The 15,667-nt window shown below is 74.8% G+C and carries 11 protein-coding genes; 5 read left to right on the top strand and 6 right to left on the bottom strand.

The features are described 5' to 3' along the window. Positions 1 to 2 precede the first annotated feature (2 nt). From MUY14_RS14955 to MUY14_RS14940, 4 genes are read right to left on the bottom strand one after another with little or no spacing between them, the layout of a single operon-like run. Positions 3 to 1,469 carry an MFS transporter gene (locus MUY14_RS14955; protein ID WP_315863272.1) on the bottom strand — a complete coding sequence of 489 codons (1,467 nt, stop codon included), beginning with the start codon at positions 1,467 to 1,469 and terminating at the stop codon, positions 3 to 5. After that, positions 1,460 to 6,184 carry a type I polyketide synthase gene (locus MUY14_RS14950; protein WP_247023607.1) on the bottom strand — a complete coding sequence of 1,575 codons (4,725 nt, stop codon included), beginning with the start codon at positions 6,182 to 6,184 and terminating at the stop codon, positions 1,460 to 1,462. The genes MUY14_RS14955 and MUY14_RS14950 overlap by 10 nt, the downstream gene beginning before the upstream one ends. Then, positions 6,181 to 7,896: a fatty acyl-AMP ligase gene (locus tag MUY14_RS14945; RefSeq protein WP_247023606.1), complete on the bottom strand. Its 1,716-nt coding sequence runs from the start codon at positions 7,894 to 7,896 to the stop codon at positions 6,181 to 6,183. The genes MUY14_RS14950 and MUY14_RS14945 overlap by 4 nt, the downstream gene beginning before the upstream one ends. A 13-nt stretch (positions 7,897 to 7,909) precedes the next feature. After that, positions 7,910 to 8,566 carry a hypothetical protein gene (locus MUY14_RS14940; protein WP_247023605.1) on the bottom strand — a complete coding sequence of 219 codons (657 nt, stop codon included), beginning with the start codon at positions 8,564 to 8,566 and terminating at the stop codon, positions 7,910 to 7,912. Positions 8,567 to 8,944: 378 nt separating this feature from the next. Between MUY14_RS14940 and MUY14_RS14935 the strand changes: the two genes are divergently transcribed. From MUY14_RS14935 to MUY14_RS14915, 5 genes are all read left to right on the top strand, one after another. Beyond that, positions 8,945 to 9,946, top strand: a complete 1,002-nt coding sequence (locus MUY14_RS14935) for an alpha/beta hydrolase family protein (RefSeq protein ID WP_247023604.1) — start codon at positions 8,945 to 8,947, stop codon at positions 9,944 to 9,946. Then, the gene (locus MUY14_RS14930; RefSeq protein WP_247023603.1) at positions 9,943 to 10,776 is read left to right on the top strand and encodes an SDR family NAD(P)-dependent oxidoreductase; all 834 of its coding nucleotides are present in this window, start codon (positions 9,943 to 9,945) and stop codon (positions 10,774 to 10,776) included. Before MUY14_RS14935 ends, MUY14_RS14930 begins: the two co-directional genes overlap by 4 nt. A 460-nt stretch (positions 10,777 to 11,236) precedes the next feature. Beyond that, a complete protein-coding gene (locus MUY14_RS14925; RefSeq protein ID WP_247023602.1) occupies positions 11,237 to 12,457 on the top strand; it encodes a glycosyltransferase in 1,221 nt (406 codons plus the stop codon). Positions 12,458 to 12,569: 112 nt separating this feature from the next. Beyond that, positions 12,570 to 13,373: an SDR family oxidoreductase gene (locus MUY14_RS14920; protein ID WP_247023601.1), complete on the top strand. Its 804-nt coding sequence runs from the start codon at positions 12,570 to 12,572 to the stop codon at positions 13,371 to 13,373. 59 nt (positions 13,374 to 13,432) lie between these two features. After that, complete coding sequence (locus MUY14_RS14915) at positions 13,433 to 14,323, top strand: helix-turn-helix domain-containing protein (RefSeq protein ID WP_247023600.1); 891 nt, start codon at positions 13,433 to 13,435, stop codon at positions 14,321 to 14,323. Between the two features lie 8 nt (positions 14,324 to 14,331). Here MUY14_RS14915 and MUY14_RS14910 read toward each other — a convergent pair whose 3' ends face one another. Beyond that, positions 14,332 to 14,664, bottom strand: a complete 333-nt coding sequence (locus MUY14_RS14910; protein WP_225440375.1) for a transcriptional regulator — start codon at positions 14,662 to 14,664, stop codon at positions 14,332 to 14,334. Next, positions 14,661 to 15,494, bottom strand: coding sequence for a hypothetical protein (locus MUY14_RS14905; protein ID WP_247023599.1), 834 nt, complete (start codon positions 15,492 to 15,494; stop codon positions 14,661 to 14,663). The genes MUY14_RS14910 and MUY14_RS14905 overlap by 4 nt, the downstream gene beginning before the upstream one ends. Positions 15,495 to 15,667 lie beyond the last annotated feature (173 nt).

Here is a 15,667-nt window from a genome sequence, read left to right as displayed (position 1 = left end):
ACCTATACGGCGGGGCTTGTTTTCCTGCTCCGACGGAGGATCGAGACACCCGCGGCGAGCGCGAACAGTCCACAAGCGACACTGGCGGCCGCCTGCACCCCCGCCGTGCAGGCGGTTCGCGCTGCCGCGAGCAGCTCGTCCGCCGCCGCCAGCCCCCGTGAGGCCGTTTCCGCCTGTGCCGGACCCGCCGACGCCAGCCGCGCAGCCGCTTCGGGCACGCCGGCCGGCACCACCAGCCGTCCCGCGTAGACCGCCGCCGCCAGGGAACCGAACACCGTGGTGCCCAGCCCGGCGCCGAGCTCGTAGCCCGTCTTCTCGACCGCCGCCGCGCCACCCGCGCGGTCCGCGGGGGCGGCCGAGAGCAACGTGTCGGTGCTCGACGTCAGCGCCAGCGCCATCCCGAACCCCGTGCCCACCAGCGCGCCGCCGAGCCACCACGCGGAGGTCAGCGCCCCGGCGGCCGGAGCGAGCAAGGCGACCGCCGTCACCGCGAACCCCGCCGTGCGGACCCGCGCGTTGCCGAACCGCGTGAGCAGCGCGGGTGCCACCACGCTGCCCACCGCCGACGCCCCGAGCACCAGCAGCAGCCGGGCCGCGGCGGCCGTCGGGGACAGGCCGAGCACCACCTGGAGGTACTGGGCCAGCAGCAACCCGAGCCCGACCAGCGTGCTCATCACCAGCAGCACCCCGCCGACCGCGCCCGGCACGCCCGGCCGCCGGAACAACGTCAAGTCCAGCAACGGGACCGCCGCCCGGCGCTGGCGGCGCACGAACAGTCCGATCAGGACAGCGCCCGCCGCCCCGGCCGCGAAGCCGCCCCCCGACGGCCCGGCCGCGAAGGCGAGCCCGAGCACGCCGCCGGCCGCCAGCAGCGCGCTGAGCGCGTCCCACGGCTGCCGCCCCGGCGGGGACCGCGGCAGCCACCGCAGCGCCGCGACCGTCGCGAGGAGGATCACCGGCGGGTTGACCAGGAACGTCGCCCGCCAGCCCCACGCCTCGACGAGCACCCCGCCGAGCACCGGCCCGAACACCGAGCCGGTGCCGGCGATCCCGCTGCAGACCGCGATCGCCGCCCGCCGCTGCTGCCGTTGCGGAAACAGTTCCCGCAGCAGCGACATCGTCACCGGCATGATCAGCGCGCCGCCGCAGCCGAGCACCGCCCGCGCGGCGAGCAGCGCCGGAACGTCCGGAGCGACCGCGCACCCGAGCGACGCGAGACCGAACACCGCGTAGCCGGTGACGAGCACGCGCCGTCGTCCGTACCGGTCGCCGAGCGTGCCGAACGGCAGCAGCAGCGGCGCCGCGGTGAGCGGGTAGATCGCGACGATCCAGACCTGCGCGGCGGCGCCCGGCCGCAGCTGCCGGACGACGTCGGGCAGCGCCACGTGCAGCACGGTCGCGTCCACCGCGACCAGGAACAGGCCGGCCCCGAGCACGGCCAGCAGCGGCCAGGCGCGGGTCACGGCCACAGCAGGCCCGCCAGGTGCCGCGCGACGACGTCGACGTGCGGCGGGTCGATCACCGACAGGTGGTGCGCGGCGACCGGCACGATCTCCAGCCGCGGGCACAGCTCCGCCCACCCGGCCGCGAGGTCCGTGCGCGAGTACCGGGGTTCCATCGCGAGCCCGGCGGCGTACGGCTCGGTCGCCCGGTAGAGCACGACCCGGCCGTCGTAGCGGCGCGGCGTCCCGCGTTCGGCCGCCAGCGTGTCCAAAAAGGACTGCCGTTGGTGGCGCAGCACGCCGGGGCTGAGCAACCCGGCTTCGGCGACCCGCCGCATGGTGAGCTCGATCTGGTCTTCTTCGGGCAGTGACGCGAGTTCGTCGTGGCCGAGCCGGACCGCGCGGCCGTAGGTGCCTTCGACGTACCCGGTGAACCGCAGGAACCGCCGCGCCGACGACGCCCGCGGGTCGAGGTCCGGTTCCGGCAGCGGCAGCATGGTGTCGATGAGGGCGACGAGCTCGACGGTTTCGCCCTCGTCGGCGAGCCGCGCGGCGACGCCGTAGGCCAAGGCCCCGCCGAACGACCACCCGGCGAGCCGGTAGGGCCCGTGCGGCCGGCGGGCGCGGACGAGCGGGAGCAGCCGTTCGACGCGCTCTTCGATGCTGGTCCCGGGTACGCGTTCGAACCCGGCGCACGGCACGCCGGCGGGCAGCCGGTCCAGCAGCGGGCGGTAGACCGCGCAGGTGCTGCCGCCGGGGTGGAAGAGCAGGAGCGGGGCGGTGCCGGCGTCGCCGGGTTTGAGGAGGCTTTCCTGCCGGGTGTCGAGGATCGCCCGCGCCACTTCGGCGATGGCGGCCAGTGAGTCGTGGTTGAGGAGTTCGGCGGGGTCGACCGGGGTGCCGAGTTCGGTCGCGAGGCCGTCGGCGAGCGCTTGGGCGAGGTGCTCCGGTCGTGCGGTGCCGGTCAGGCGGAGGTGCGTGCCGCCGGGATCGGTGCCCGTGTGTTCGTGCCAGAGGCGGAGGACCAGCCGGTCGGCGGCGTCCCAGGCCCGGCCGCGGGTCGGGCGGAGGTCGCGGTTGAGGTCGGCGAGGGTGGCGCCGCGGAGGAAGACGGCGGGGTCGGGGTCGGTACCGAGTTCACGCCGGAGCGCTTCGCGGATCCGGTTCGCCATGAGGGAGTCGAGCCCGAGTTCGACGAGGGGGACGTCGGCGTCGAGGCGGCCGGGGGAGATCCCCATGATGGCGGCGACAATCTCGGTGAGCCGGTCGCCGGTGCCGTGGGAGGGCGGTGCCGCTCGGGTCGTCACGGGCCGCTCGGGCGCGGGCGGCGTGGTTTCGCCGGTGTACCAATGCCGTTCGTGGCGCCACGGCATCGGGGGGACGTCGGTCAGCTTCGCGCCGTCGTCGGGGGCGGAGAGCGTGATCCGCGTGCCCGCGCAGTACAGCGCCGCCGCGGCCGCGCCGAACGAGCGGACTTCGTCCTGGCCGCGGCGCAGGGTGCCCGTCACCACCGCGTCCGCTGTCCCGGCCGCCTCGAGCGTGCGGGCCAGCGATCCGCGCAGGATCGGGTGCGGGGAAACCTCGATGAACACGCGGTGCCCGTCCGCGGCGGCCGCGGTCACGGCCTGCCGGAACCGCACCGGGCGCCGCAGGTGCGCGGCCCAGTAGCCGGCGTCGAAGTCCGGCAGCTCGCGCGGGTCGGGCAGCACCGTGTCGTACCACGGCACCAGCGGCCGCCGCCCGCCCAGCTCGGCGAGCGCGTCGCGCAGCGCGCCCAGCACCGGCTCGACCCCGCGTGAATGCCCGGCGACGTCCACCGGCAGCCGGCGCGCGCTCCGCCCGGCCGCCGTCAGCTCCGCGACGAGCGCGTCCAGCACCGGCGCGTCCCCGGCCACGGTCACCTGCCCGGGCGCGGAATCGACGGCGAGCTCGGCATCGGGGTAGCGGTCGACCTCGTCCGGCGTCAGCTCGACGGCGGCCATCGCCCCGCCCACGCCGACGGTGCCGAGCAGCCGTGCCCGCGTCGCGACCAGGTGAACGGCCTCATCAGCGGTCAGCACCCCGCTCACGACGGCGGCGGCCGCGGACCCGAGCGAGTGCCCCACGACAGCGGCCGGCCGGACCCCGAGCGCCTCCCACCGGGCGGCCAGCGCGAGCTGCGTGCCGAAGATCGCCAGCTGCGTTTCGGTGAGGGAGAAGGGTTCCCGGGCGGTGAGCAGCGCACGCAGCGACCGCCCGGTGTGCTCGGTGAAGGGATCACCGAGCTTGTCGACCTGCGCGGCGAACGCCGGTTCGGCGGCGAGCAGCCCGCGGCCCATCCCGGCCCACTGCGAACCGTGCCCGGAGAAGACGAACACGGGCCCTTCCCCGCCGACGGCCCGCCCGGCGACGGCACCGGCGGGCAGCGGATCGGCCCCGGCCCCGACTTCCCGGAGGAGCACGGCGAGCTCACCGAGGTCCCCGGCGACAACGGCGGCCCGGTGCGGACCGGCATCGTCCCGCCGGAACAACGTGTGGGTGACATCGGCAAGGTGAGTTCGTTGCCCGGCGGGGGAATCCAGCCACCGCGCGAGCTGAGAGGCCCGCTCGGCAAGCCGGTCCCGGGTACGGGCGGACAGCAGTGCGATCCGAACCCCGGCGCTACCGAGGGCGGCTTGCGGTCCGGCTTGGATCCCGGCGACACCGCCACCGGGAGCGGTTTGCGGTCCGCCACGCCCGAGCTGGAGGGTGGCTTGAGCTGGGGTCCCGGCGCCGTCGGCGGGAGTGGGTTGCGGCCCGGCTTGGACGCCGCCGCGGGTGGCTTGTGCCGTGGTTCGGGCGCCGGCGCCGTCGGCGGGAGTGGGTTGCGGCCCGGCTTGGACGCCGCCGCGGGTGGCTTGTGCCGGGGTTCGGGCGCCGGCGCCGTCGGCGGGGGTGGCTTGCCGCTCGGCTTGGACGCCGCCGCGGGTGGCTTGTGCCGTGGTTCGGGCGCCGGCGCCGTCGGCGGGGGTGGCTTGCCGCTCGGCTTGGACGCCGCCGCGGGTGGCTTGTGCCGTGGTTCGGGCCCCGGCGCCGTCGGCGGGAGTGGCTTGCCGTCCGGCTTGGACGCCGCCGCGGGTGGCCTGTGCCGGGGTCCGGGCCCCGGCGCCGCTGTCGAGGGTGGCTTGCCGCCCGGCTCCGACGCCGTCGCTCTCGCTTGTGCCGCCGGGGACGGCTCGCGATCCGGTCCGGCCGTCCTCACCGAGTGCCGGCTCCGGAACCGTCGCCTCCTCCAGCACCACGTGTGCGTTCGTCCCGCCGAACCCGAACGCCGACACCCCCGCCACCGCGCGCCCACCGCGCCGTGGCCACGGCGTCGCCTCGCTCACCACCCGCAACCCCAGCTCCTCGAACGGGATGTGCGGGTTCGGCGCCGCGAAGTGCAGCTGTGGCGGGACTTCGCCGTGCACCAGCGCCAGCACCACCTTGATCACCCCGGCGATCCCCGCTGCGGCCTCGGCGTGCGCGATGTTCGTCTTCACCGACCCGATCAGCAGCGGTGACCCGGCATCCCGCCCCGAACCCAAAACCGCACCCAAAGCACGAGCCTCGATCGGGTCACCGAGCAGTGTCCCCGTCCCGTGCGCCTCCACATAATCCACAGTGGACGGATCCAGCCCGCGATAGGCCTCCCGCAGCATCGCCTGCTGCGCCGCCGGGTTGGGGGCGGCCAGGCCGTGGGACCGGCCGTCCGAATTGACCGCCGACGCGCGGAGCACCGCCAGGACGCGGTCGCCGTCCACTTCGGCGTCCGCCAGTCGCTTGAGGACCACCACGCCGCAGCCTTCGGCCCGGGCGATGCCGTCCGCGGCCGCCGAGAACGTCTTGCAGCGGCCGTCTGCCGCGAGCAGGCCCGCCGCGGCAAACGCGGCCGTCGGGCCCGGCAGCAGCATCAGGTTGACGCCCGCGGCCAGCGCCAGGTCGGCGTCGCCGTCGCGCAGCGCGCGCACCGCGTGGTGCACCGCCACCAGCGAAGACGAGCACGCCGTGTCCACCGCCACGCTCGGGCCGCGCAGGTCGAAGACGTACGACAGCCGGTTGGCCGCGATGCTGCCCGCCGCGCCGGTCGCCGTCCACAGGTCCGGGGTGCCGCCGGTCATCGTGAGGTGGCCGTAGTCGTGCGTCGCGATGCCGGTGAACACGCCGGTCCGGCTGCCGCGCAGCGACGACGGCGCGATCCCGGCGTGCTCCAGCGCCGCCCACGTCACTTCCAGGAGCATCCGCTGCTGCGGGTCCATCGTCGCCGCTTCGCGCGGGGTGATGCCGAAGTGCTCGGCGTCGAACCCGGCGACGTCGTCGAGGAAGCCGCCCACCACCGGAGCGGCGTCGGCGCTCCACCGCCCGGGTGGCGCGGTCCGGACGGCGTCGCGCCCGGTCCGCAGCAGGTCCCAGTACTCCTCGAGGCCGTCCGCGCCGGGGAAGCGGCAGCCGAGGCCGACGACGGCGATCGGGTCGGTCCGGCGGCGGTCCCGGACCGCCGCGACGGGTTCGGGCTCGGCGCCGGAGGTGAGGCTGCGGGCCAGGTGGTCGATGGTCGGGCTTTCCCACAGCAGCGTCGACGGCAGCCGGGTGCCGAGCAGCTCTTCGAGGTCGGCGGCGATCCCGACGGCCTGGCGGGAGGACAGGCCGTAGTCGCCGAGCGGCCGGTCGGGTTCGGCGGTCAGGCCGGTGTGCTCGGCGACCGCGTCGAGCAGCCAGCGGCGCAGGGTGTCCGGGTTTCTCATCGTGCCAGCGCCTTCCCGTAGTCACCGGCGAGGTAGCGGTCACGGCAGGCGGCACGCGCGATCTTCCCGCTGGACGTGCGCGGCACCCGCCCCGCCGGGACGAGCAGCACGTCCCGCAGCGCGAGCCCGTGCGCGTCGGCGACCAGCCGCCGGACCGTCGTGACCAGCGCGCGTTCCGCCGCTTCGGCCAGGTCGGGGTGCGCGCGGTGCTCCGCGACCACGACGACGGCCTCGGTGTCGGCGCCCTCGATCGCGAAGGCCGCGACGCTGCCGGGCCGGATCGCGGGGTCGGCCGACGCGGCGGTCGCTTCGACGTCCTGCGGGTAGTGGTTGCGCCCGTCGACGATGATCAGGTCCTTGATCCGGCCTGCGATGTAGAGCTCGCCGTCGTGCCGGAGACCGAGGTCGCCGGTCCGCAGCCACGGCCCCTCGGGCAGGTCGCCGCGGTCACCGGCCAGGCGCGCGCCGAAGGTTTCCGTGCTCTCCAGGGGTTTCTGCCAGTAGCCCTCGCCGACGTTCGGGCCGTGCACCCAGATCTCACCGACCGACGTGTCGGGGAGCGCGACCGCGGTTTCCGGGTCGACGAGCGCGACGAGCTGCCCGGCCGGGGCACCGCAGGCGACCAGCCGCACGCCGTCGGCCGCGGGGCGCGCGGTGCCGGTCGCGAGAGCGTCGCGGTCGAACGTCGTGACGCGCGGGGCGGCGGCGGGCCCGGTGGTGACGAACACGGTAGCTTCGGCGAGGCCGTACGCCGGGCGCGTCTTGTCCGGGGTGTACCCGGCGGCCGCGAAGGTGGCGTGGAAGCGGTCGAGGACGGCCGGGGTGATCGGCTCGGCGCCGTTGACGATCGCCGTGACGCGGCCGAGCCGCAGCCGGGCGCGTTCGGCGTCGCGGATCCGGCTCGCGCAGTAGTGGAACGCGAAGTTGGGTGCGGCGCTCCACGCGCCGGCGTAGTCGCCGAGCAGTTCCAGCCAGCGGACCGGCCGCTCGATGAACGCCAGCGGGTCCATCAGCACCGACCGCAGGCCCAGCGCCAGCGGCGTGATCAGGCCGAGCACGAGTCCCATGTCGTGGAACAGCGGCAGCCACGAGACGGTGGTCGACGCGCCCGGGTCGAGGCCGAGGCCGCGCACGGCCTGGGTGACGTTGGCGAGGACGTTCGCGTGCGTGAGCACCACGCCGGCCGGCGTGCGGGTCGAGCCCGACGTGTACTGCAGGTAGGCGACGTCGTCCGGAACCGCCTCGGGAGCGGGCCACGACCGCACCGGGCCGGGGCGGTCCACCGCGACGACCGCGACGTCCCCGACGAACTCTTCGACGGCCGGCTGCCTCGGCGTGGTGGTGAGGACGGCCGAGGGCGCGCAGTCGGCGAGCACCGCGGCGAGCCGTCCCGCGTGGCCGGGCAGCCCCGGGTCGAACAGCGGCACCGCGATCGCGCCCGCGGTGATCGCGGCGAGGAACCCGACCACGTAGTCCGGACCCTGCGGGCACAGCACGGCGACCCGGTCGCCGGGCCGGACCGGGAGGGCGCCCGCGACGGCGTCGACGCATTCGCCCAGCTGACGCCAGGTGAGGGTGCGCCGCCGCCCGTCGCGGTCGGTGGCGAAGTCGGCGAAGGTCAGGGCGGGGGAGTCGGGGGTGGTCGCCGCCCAGTGCCGCAGGCACGCGGTCAGGGTGCCGCCGCCCACCGCCGGGAAGTTCACGTCGGACATGGGTTCTCCTTGGCTAGCGGCCCAGCCGCGCGGCCGCGTGCTGCCACGCGGCGACGGCCAGGGTGTCGAGGTCGAGGTCGGTCGTGCCGGCGTCGCGGAGCACGACCAGCACGTCGTCGGCGGCGACGGCGACGGTGCGCAAGCGCAGTCCCGGCAGCTCGGCCGGCTGGCCGGGCAGCGTCAGGACCTGCTGGTAGGAAAGGGTTTTCGCGCCGGGGACGGCGGGTGCGGTCCCGGTCGTGAGCGTCGAGACGGTGGGGAGGTCTTGGTCGTCCACGGTCACGCTCGCGCACTGGCGGAGTTTCGCGGTCCACGCGGCGAGATCGGGCGGGTCCGGGGTGCGCGCGACCAGTTCGCTCACCTGCCCACCCGGGACCGCCGTCTGGAAGCCCTGGCCGGTGGCCGGGCCCCGGAGCAGCCTGCCGCGCACTACGTCCGTGCACCCGCCGTCGTCCTTGGCGTCCAGAGTGGACAGTGCGGTGGCGACGTCGAACGCGGCACGCGGTGCGGGGGGAGCGGGGATCGCTTCGGCCGGCAGCAGCGCGGCCGGCGGAACCGGGGGCGGGCTGGGTGTCGCGCCTTCGGCGGGTCCGGAAATGGTGGTCGCCGCCGCGGCGGCGACCGCGAGCGCGACGATTCGAAACGGGGGGAAACGATTCCGGGCAGCCATGGTGGACCCTTTCGGGAGCATTCTCGGGGTTTTCTGGGTCCCGGCGCTGGGACGCGTGACAGGGACGGCGGCGAGGGCGGCCGAACCCGGCGATACGGGCGAGGCTAGGGCAAGAAATCGGTTACCGGAAGGGCCTCAAGATCCCGTAAACGCTGCTCGTGTACACGGCGTGACCTGCTGGATCGCAGGTTACCGGCGAGTTTTTGGCACGTTCGTCCGACTTTGGTGACCGAGCGTGCTCGTCGGCTCACCCGTATGGGGGAGTTTGTTTGCCTGCAATTCACATTGTCCGGTCGTGTGGTGGACGAGACAATTGCGTTTTCCGGCCTGATGACTTTAGCTTGGGCGCATCGTCGGGACCTTCGGAAAGGAAAGCGTATGCGCATGTCTTCGAGGTGGCTCGCCGCGCTGGCGGCCGTGGCGTGCGTGCTGCTCGGCACCCCTGCCGCGGCGGCGGACGGGCCGCACGCCGACGACGGCTCGCACGTCGTCGCCGAGACCACTGTGGACGGTGACGCGCGAGTACTCGACCTCACCGTGCGCTCCACCGGGGTCGGGGCCTACGCGATGGTCCGGCTGATCCTGCCCCGCGACTGGGCGGAGCACCCGGACCGGACGTGGCCGGCGGTGTACCTGCTCGCCGGGGAGACCCGGTTGCAGGACTACCGCGGCTGGAGCGCCAACACCGACGTCCGGCGGCTGGCCGACGACGCCGGCGTCCTGGTCGTGATGCCGGGTGCCGGGCCGGCGGGGTTCTTCAGCGACTGGTGGAACTACGGCAAGGACATCGCGCTGAACCAGTGGGAGACCTTCACCGCCGTCGAGCTCCCGCAGCTGATCGACCGCGGCTACCGCGGCGACGGCCGGCGTGCGGCCGCCGGGCTCTCCCTCGGCGGCTACGGCGCGATCGAACTCGCCGCGCGGCGGCCCGGCGTGTTCCGCTACGCCGCCTCCTACAGCGGGAACCTCAACCCGGCCGGCCCGACCGGTGAGCTGCTCACGGACGCGATCGTCGCTTCCGCCCGCCTGGACCCGGAGGCCCTCTGGGGCGACCGTCGCCGCGAACCGGCGCGCTGGGAAGCGCACGACCCGCTGGTGAACGCCGAACGCCTGCGCGGCACCGAGCTGTACCTTTCCACGGGCAACGGCCTGCCCGGACCGCTCGACGCCCAGCTCCCGATCGACGTCCTGCCCGGCGCGATGCTCCTGGAATTCCTGTGCGGCGGCCAGACCACGGCGATGGCCGGGCGGCTGCGCGCCCTCGGCGTCCCGGTCACGACCGACCTCTACGGGCCTGGCACGCACCAGTGGGCGTACTGGCAGGAGCAGCTGCACAAGACGTGGCCGCGGATGCTGCAGGTGCTGGCGGCGGCGTCGTGACGCGGGTGTCCTATGTGGTCACGGGCGCGTCGGGCGGTATCGGCCGCGCGTGCGTGGCGGAGCTGGTCCGGCGCGGCGCCCACGTGTGGGCGAGCGTGCGCACGGACGGCGACGAGGCGGACCTCACCCGCGCGTACGGCGACGCGGTCACGGTGCTGCGGATGGACCTGCGCGACCCGGCATCGATCACGGCGTGCGGCGAGCGCGTCGCGGCCGGCGGACCGGTGCGAGGGCTGGTGAACAACGCCGGCCTCGCGCGGCCCGGCCCGCTCGAGTACGTGCCGCTGGAGGCGTTCCGGGAGCAGCTGGACGTGAACGTCACCGGCCAGCTCGCGGTCACCCGCGCGATGCTCCCGGCCCTGCGCATCGCGGAGACGGCCCGGGTGGTGACGCTCGGTTCGATCGGCGGCCGGATCGCCGGCCCGATGGTGGGGCCGTACCACACGTCGAAGTTCGCGCTGGTCGGCTTGACGGACAGCCTGCGCGCGGAGCTGGCCCCGGAGGGCATCGAGGTGGTCCTGGTCGAGCCGGGCGCGGTGGCGACGCCGATCTGGCCCCGAGCCCGCGCGGCGGCCGAGCAGGTGCGCGCGACTCTTCCGGCGGCGGGCCTCGAGCGGTACGCGGCGCAGCTGGAGGCGGCGGAGCGGAGTGCGGCCCGTTCGGCGCGAACGGGAGTCCCGCCCCGCCGGGCGGCGGAGGTGGTGGTCCGCGCGTTGACGGCCCGCCGCCCGGCACCGCGGTACCTGGTGGGCACGGACGCCCGGGTGGCGGCGGTTCTGGCGAACCTGCCGTTCCGCTTGCGCTACCGCTTGACGGCGGCCAAGCGATGACCCGCGGCGGTGCGTTGGTGGCGCTGGGCTGGTGGCCGGACTGGAGTGGCCAAGCGACGACCCGCGGCGGCGGGGCGGTGGCGTGGTATCGGTGGCCGGGCCGCGGGGGCGAGGCGATGAGCGTCTGTGGCGGCGGGGTGGTGGCGTGGGACTGGTGGCCGGGCTGTGGTGGCCAGGCGACGACCCGCGGCGGCGGGGCGGTGATGCGGGACCGGTGGCCGGGCTGTGGCGGCCAAGCGATGAGCGCGTGCGGTGGCGGGGTGGTGGCGCCGGGCTGGTGGTCGGGCTGCGGTGGCCAAGCGATGATCGCCTGCGGCGGCGGGGCAGTGGCGCCGGACTGCCGGCCGGGCTGTCGCGGCCGGATGGTGAGGCAGGGCGTGCGCCGGCCAACCGCAGCGGGGTGCCGCGACTCACCACCCCGGTCCGCGGTGGTCGGGGACCGCATCGTCGGAGTCGGCCGTTGAGCCGCCTGGTCGTGATCGTCGCGCCCGGCTCGCGTGGGGATGTCCAGCCGTGTGTTGCGCTCGGTCAGGGGCTCGCCGCCGCGGGGGACCGGGTCCGGGTGCTCGCCGCGCCGGGATTTCGGGGGCTGATCGAAGCACGCGGGCTTGCCTTCGCCCCGCTCTCCGCCGATCCGGGTGAAGTCCTCGGCTCGGCCGCCGGTCGGGCCTGGACCGCCGGGCGCCCGCACAAGTTCGTGAGCGGGTTGCGGAAAGTGCTCCGGCCGATCCTGCCCCGGCTGCTCGCCGACACCCACACCGGCGCCGCCGGGGCGGACCTGATCCTCGCGCCCACCCTCGGCTTCCTCGGTACGCACCTGGCCGCCCACCTCGGCGTCCCGAACGCCGAACTGCACTACCAGCCCAGCGTGCCGACCCGGGCCTTCGCGCACCCGCTGCTCCCCGCGGCCGGACGCCTCGGACCCTGGGGCCGTCAGCTGAGCTTCCCCGCGGTCGACGCACTGGCCTGGCAGCTCCTGCGTCCCGAAATCGACCACTGGCGCCGGGAAACTCTCGGCCTGCCCGCGGCGGGAGTGCGGGGGCCGCGGCGGCGGGCGCCGGTGCTGTGCGGGTTCTCCGGCGCCGTCGTGCCGCGGCCGCCGGACTGGCCCGCGCACGTCCACGTCACCGGGTACTGGCTTCTCGACGCCGGTCCGTGGCGCCCCGGCCCGCGGCTGCGCGACTTCCTCGCCGCCGGCCCGCCGCCGGTGTACGTCGGGTTCGGGAGCATGCGCCCGGCCGAAGCCGAACAGACCTTCGAGACCGTCCGGACGTCCTTGCGCCGTGCGGGGTTGCGTGGCCTCCTCGCCACCGAAGGCGACTTCGACGACGACGATCTGCTGGCCGTCGCCGACGTCCCGCACGGGTGGCTGTTCCCGCGCACCGCGGCCGTCGTCCACCACGGCGGCGCCGGGACCACCGCCGCGGCGCTGAGGGCCGGGGTGCCGTCGCTCGTGTGCCCGGTCTTCTCCGACCAGCCCTACTGGGGTGACCGCGTCTCGCGGCTCAGCGCCGGGCCGAAACCGTTGCCGCTCAAGGCACTCGACGCCGAAGTCCTGACCGCCCGGCTGCGGGAGCTCACCGGAAACCCGCTCTTCCGCCGCGGCGCGCAGTACGTCGGCGCCCGGCTCCGCGCCGAGGACGGGGTCGCCCACGCCGTTTCGGTGCTGCGGGGAGCTTAGCGAGAGGGGACCTCCCGGTCCCTGTCCCACCAGGGTCTCCCGGCCGTCCGGGACGCCTGTGAACCTGGGTTGAGCCGGCTCACGGCTTCCACGGCAGGAGGAACGGACAACCATGGCGGACCACCAGTTCACCACCCACTCAGGCCTTTTCGACCTGAGCGGGAAGTACGCACTCGTCACCGGCGGCACCAAAGGGATCGGGATGATGATCGCGCGCGGCCTCCTGCAGGCCGGCGCCCGCGTCGTCATCAGCTCGCGCAACGCGGACACGTGCGCGGAGGCACAGCGTCGGCTGTCCGGATTCGGCGATGTCCGAGCGATCCCCGCCGACCTGTCCGAGCACGGCGAGTGCCGGCGCCTCGCCGATCTCGTCCAGGCCGGCTCGGACCGCCTGGACATCCTCGTCAACAACGCGGGAGCGATGTGGCGCGAGCCGCTGGCGACGTTCCCGGACGAGGCGTGGGACACGGTGCTCGACCTCAACCTCAAGTCGCCGTTCTGGCTGGTGCAGGCGCTGCTCCCCGCACTTCGCCGGGCGGGCACGGCCGATGATCCCGCGCGGGTCATCAACATCGGCAGCATCGCCGCCATCCACGTCGCCGAGTCGCCCAACTACTCCTACGCCGCCAGCAAAGCGGCGCTCCACCAGCTCACCAGGGTGCTGGCCAGGGAACTGGGCCCCCAGCACGTCACGGTGAACGCGGTGGCCCCGGGACCGTTCCCGTCGCACATGATGGCGGCCACGCTCGACGCCGTCGGCGACACGATCACGGCGAAGGCCCCGCTGCGCCGGCTCGGCCGCGACGACGACATGGCGGGAATCGCGGTGTTCCTCGCCAGCCGGGCCGGGTCCTACCTGACGGGCACCGTCATCCCGAGCGACGGCGGCATCGCCACGACCGCGACCGGTACCTAGCCGTCGCGGGGTACCCGCAGTACCTCCCTCCGCCCGCGGACAGCGCCTAGGGTGGGGGAGTGGCCAAGATCGATCTGCGCACCGAGATCAAGGAGTTCCTGAGCTCGCGGCGCGCGCGGATCGCGCCCGAACGGGCCGGACTGCCCGCCTACGGCGGCAACCGCCGGGTCAAAGGCCTGCGTCGCGAAGAGGTGGCTCTCCTGGCGGGGGTGTCGGTCGACTACTACGTGCGGCTGGAGCGCGGCGGCCTCGCCGGCGCCTCCGACGGGGTGCTCGACGCGCTGGCCGCCGCCCTGCACCTCGACGAGGCCGAGCGCGATCACCTGTTCCACCTCGCGCGGCAGTCCGGGGCGCCCGGCGGTCCGCGCCGCCGGCGACCCGCCGCGACGGTGCGTCCGGCGCTTCAGCGGGTGCTCGACGCCATCACCGAGGCGCCCGCGTGGATTTGCAACGGCCGTTACGATGTGCTGGCCGTGAATGACCTGGCCCGCGCGCTGTATTCACCGGTGCTGGCCGATCCGCGACGGCCGGCGAACACCGCGCGGTTCGTGTACCTGGATCCCGAAGCGGCGAGAACGTTCTTCGTCGACTACGACCGGATCGCCCGCGATGTGGCCGCGAAGCTGCGCATGGAAGCCGGCCGCGATCCGCACGACGAGAGGCTGCTCGCCCTGGTCGAGGAACTCTCGGCACGCAGTGAACCGTTCCGGCGGGGGTGGGCGGCTCAGGACGTCCGGCTCCACCGGTCCGGCCGCAAGCGCATCCACCACCCGGTGGTGGGCCGGCTCGACCTGGACGTCGAGTCGATGGAGCTGCCCGCCGAACCAGGCCTGCTCCTGAACGTCTACACCGCGCCGGCCGGCACGGCGACCGCGGACGGCCTGGTCCTGCTGGCGTCGTGGGCGGCCGGCCGGGCGAGGTCCGCGACCGAGGTCCAAGCACCCGGCTGACGCCTGGATCAGGTCGTGCGCGGCCGCGCCGGGACCGCGCGCTCGACCGCCGACACGAGGGCCCGCAGCGCGGCCACCTCCGCGGCGAGTGCCTTGCGGCCCGCCGGGCTGATCGTGATCCACGTGCGGGGCCGCTTGCCCTCGTACCCCTTCTCGACGTCGATCAGCCCGGCCTCCTCGAGGATCGTGACGTGCCGGGACAGGTTCCCGGCCGTCATGTCCAGCGTCCGGCGCAGGTACCCGAAGTCCACCTTCCCGGCCTCGGCGGCGATGGTGAGGATGCCGAGGCGGTGCCGCTGGTGGACCGTTTCGTCCAGGCCGGCCGCGGGGTGCTCGCTCATGCGCGCGGCCGCCGCTCGTGCCAGGCCGCGAAGGCGCCGCCCGCGAGCAGCACCAGCCCCGGGGGCAGCGTGTTCGTGAACGCCATCGTCGCTTCCCCTTCGTAGCGCGCGAAAAGGCCGAGGTGGAAGAAGACGTGCTGCACGTTGTAGAGGTTCACCAGCAGCGCTGACGCCGCGAAGAGCCCGCTGACGACGCCGAGCACCCGGCTGCGCTCCAGCCACGCCAGCCCCAGCAGGCCGAGCGCGATCGTGAGGAGCGGCGCGTACGGCCGGGCGGGCGCGAGCGCGAGGTCGAGCATCGCCAGCACGACGAAGCCGCAGACCATCGCGGCGGCCGTGGCCGCACCGCGCGCGCCCCGGCCGTCGAGCCGCGTCCGCAGCCCCAGGATCCCGGCGCCGGCCAGCAGGGCGACGGCCGCCACCGGGACGGTGAACGACGGCTGCGCGTACGGCGACCGCGCGACGCGGTAGGCGAAGGACTCCACCACCGGCAGCCCGAGCGAGACGCCGAGGACGCCGACCAGCCCGATCGCGAGGTAGCCGCGGATCGGCGTCCGCACCCCGCTGCGGTGGCCGCGGTAGAGGTACCAGGCGGCCGTGGCGAGGAACCCGCCGACGACCACGGCCAGCCAGTACAGCTGCAACGGCGTCCCGAACCAGACCCCGGCGAGCCCGAACCGCGGCGGCCCGCCCTCGGCCCACAGCGGCGCCAGCAGCACGAGCACGCCGAACAGCAGCAGTGGCGGGACGTAGGCGTGCCGGTCCGCCCGGGCCCGTGCGCGCAGCCGCGTCATCTCGTCGAGCAGCGCGGCGGGCGGCAGGTCGGTCATGGTGAGCTCCCCAGATCCGTAACTGGTTTATTTGGCAAACCAGATCTGCGGATGAACCTAGCGCACGGACGGGGTGACGCGGAAGCGCGGTCGAAGGCCGGGCGGCGAACCGGCCGCGGCGGAGGAAGGAGCGGATGGCCAGGTACGTCTAGTGTCCTGAGTCTTAATCTCGT

The organism is Amycolatopsis sp. FBCC-B4732 (assembly GCF_023008405.1).
Lineage (GTDB): Bacteria > Actinomycetota > Actinomycetes > Mycobacteriales > Pseudonocardiaceae > Amycolatopsis > Amycolatopsis pretoriensis_A.
This window is presented reverse-complemented; position numbering and strand designations above follow the sequence as displayed.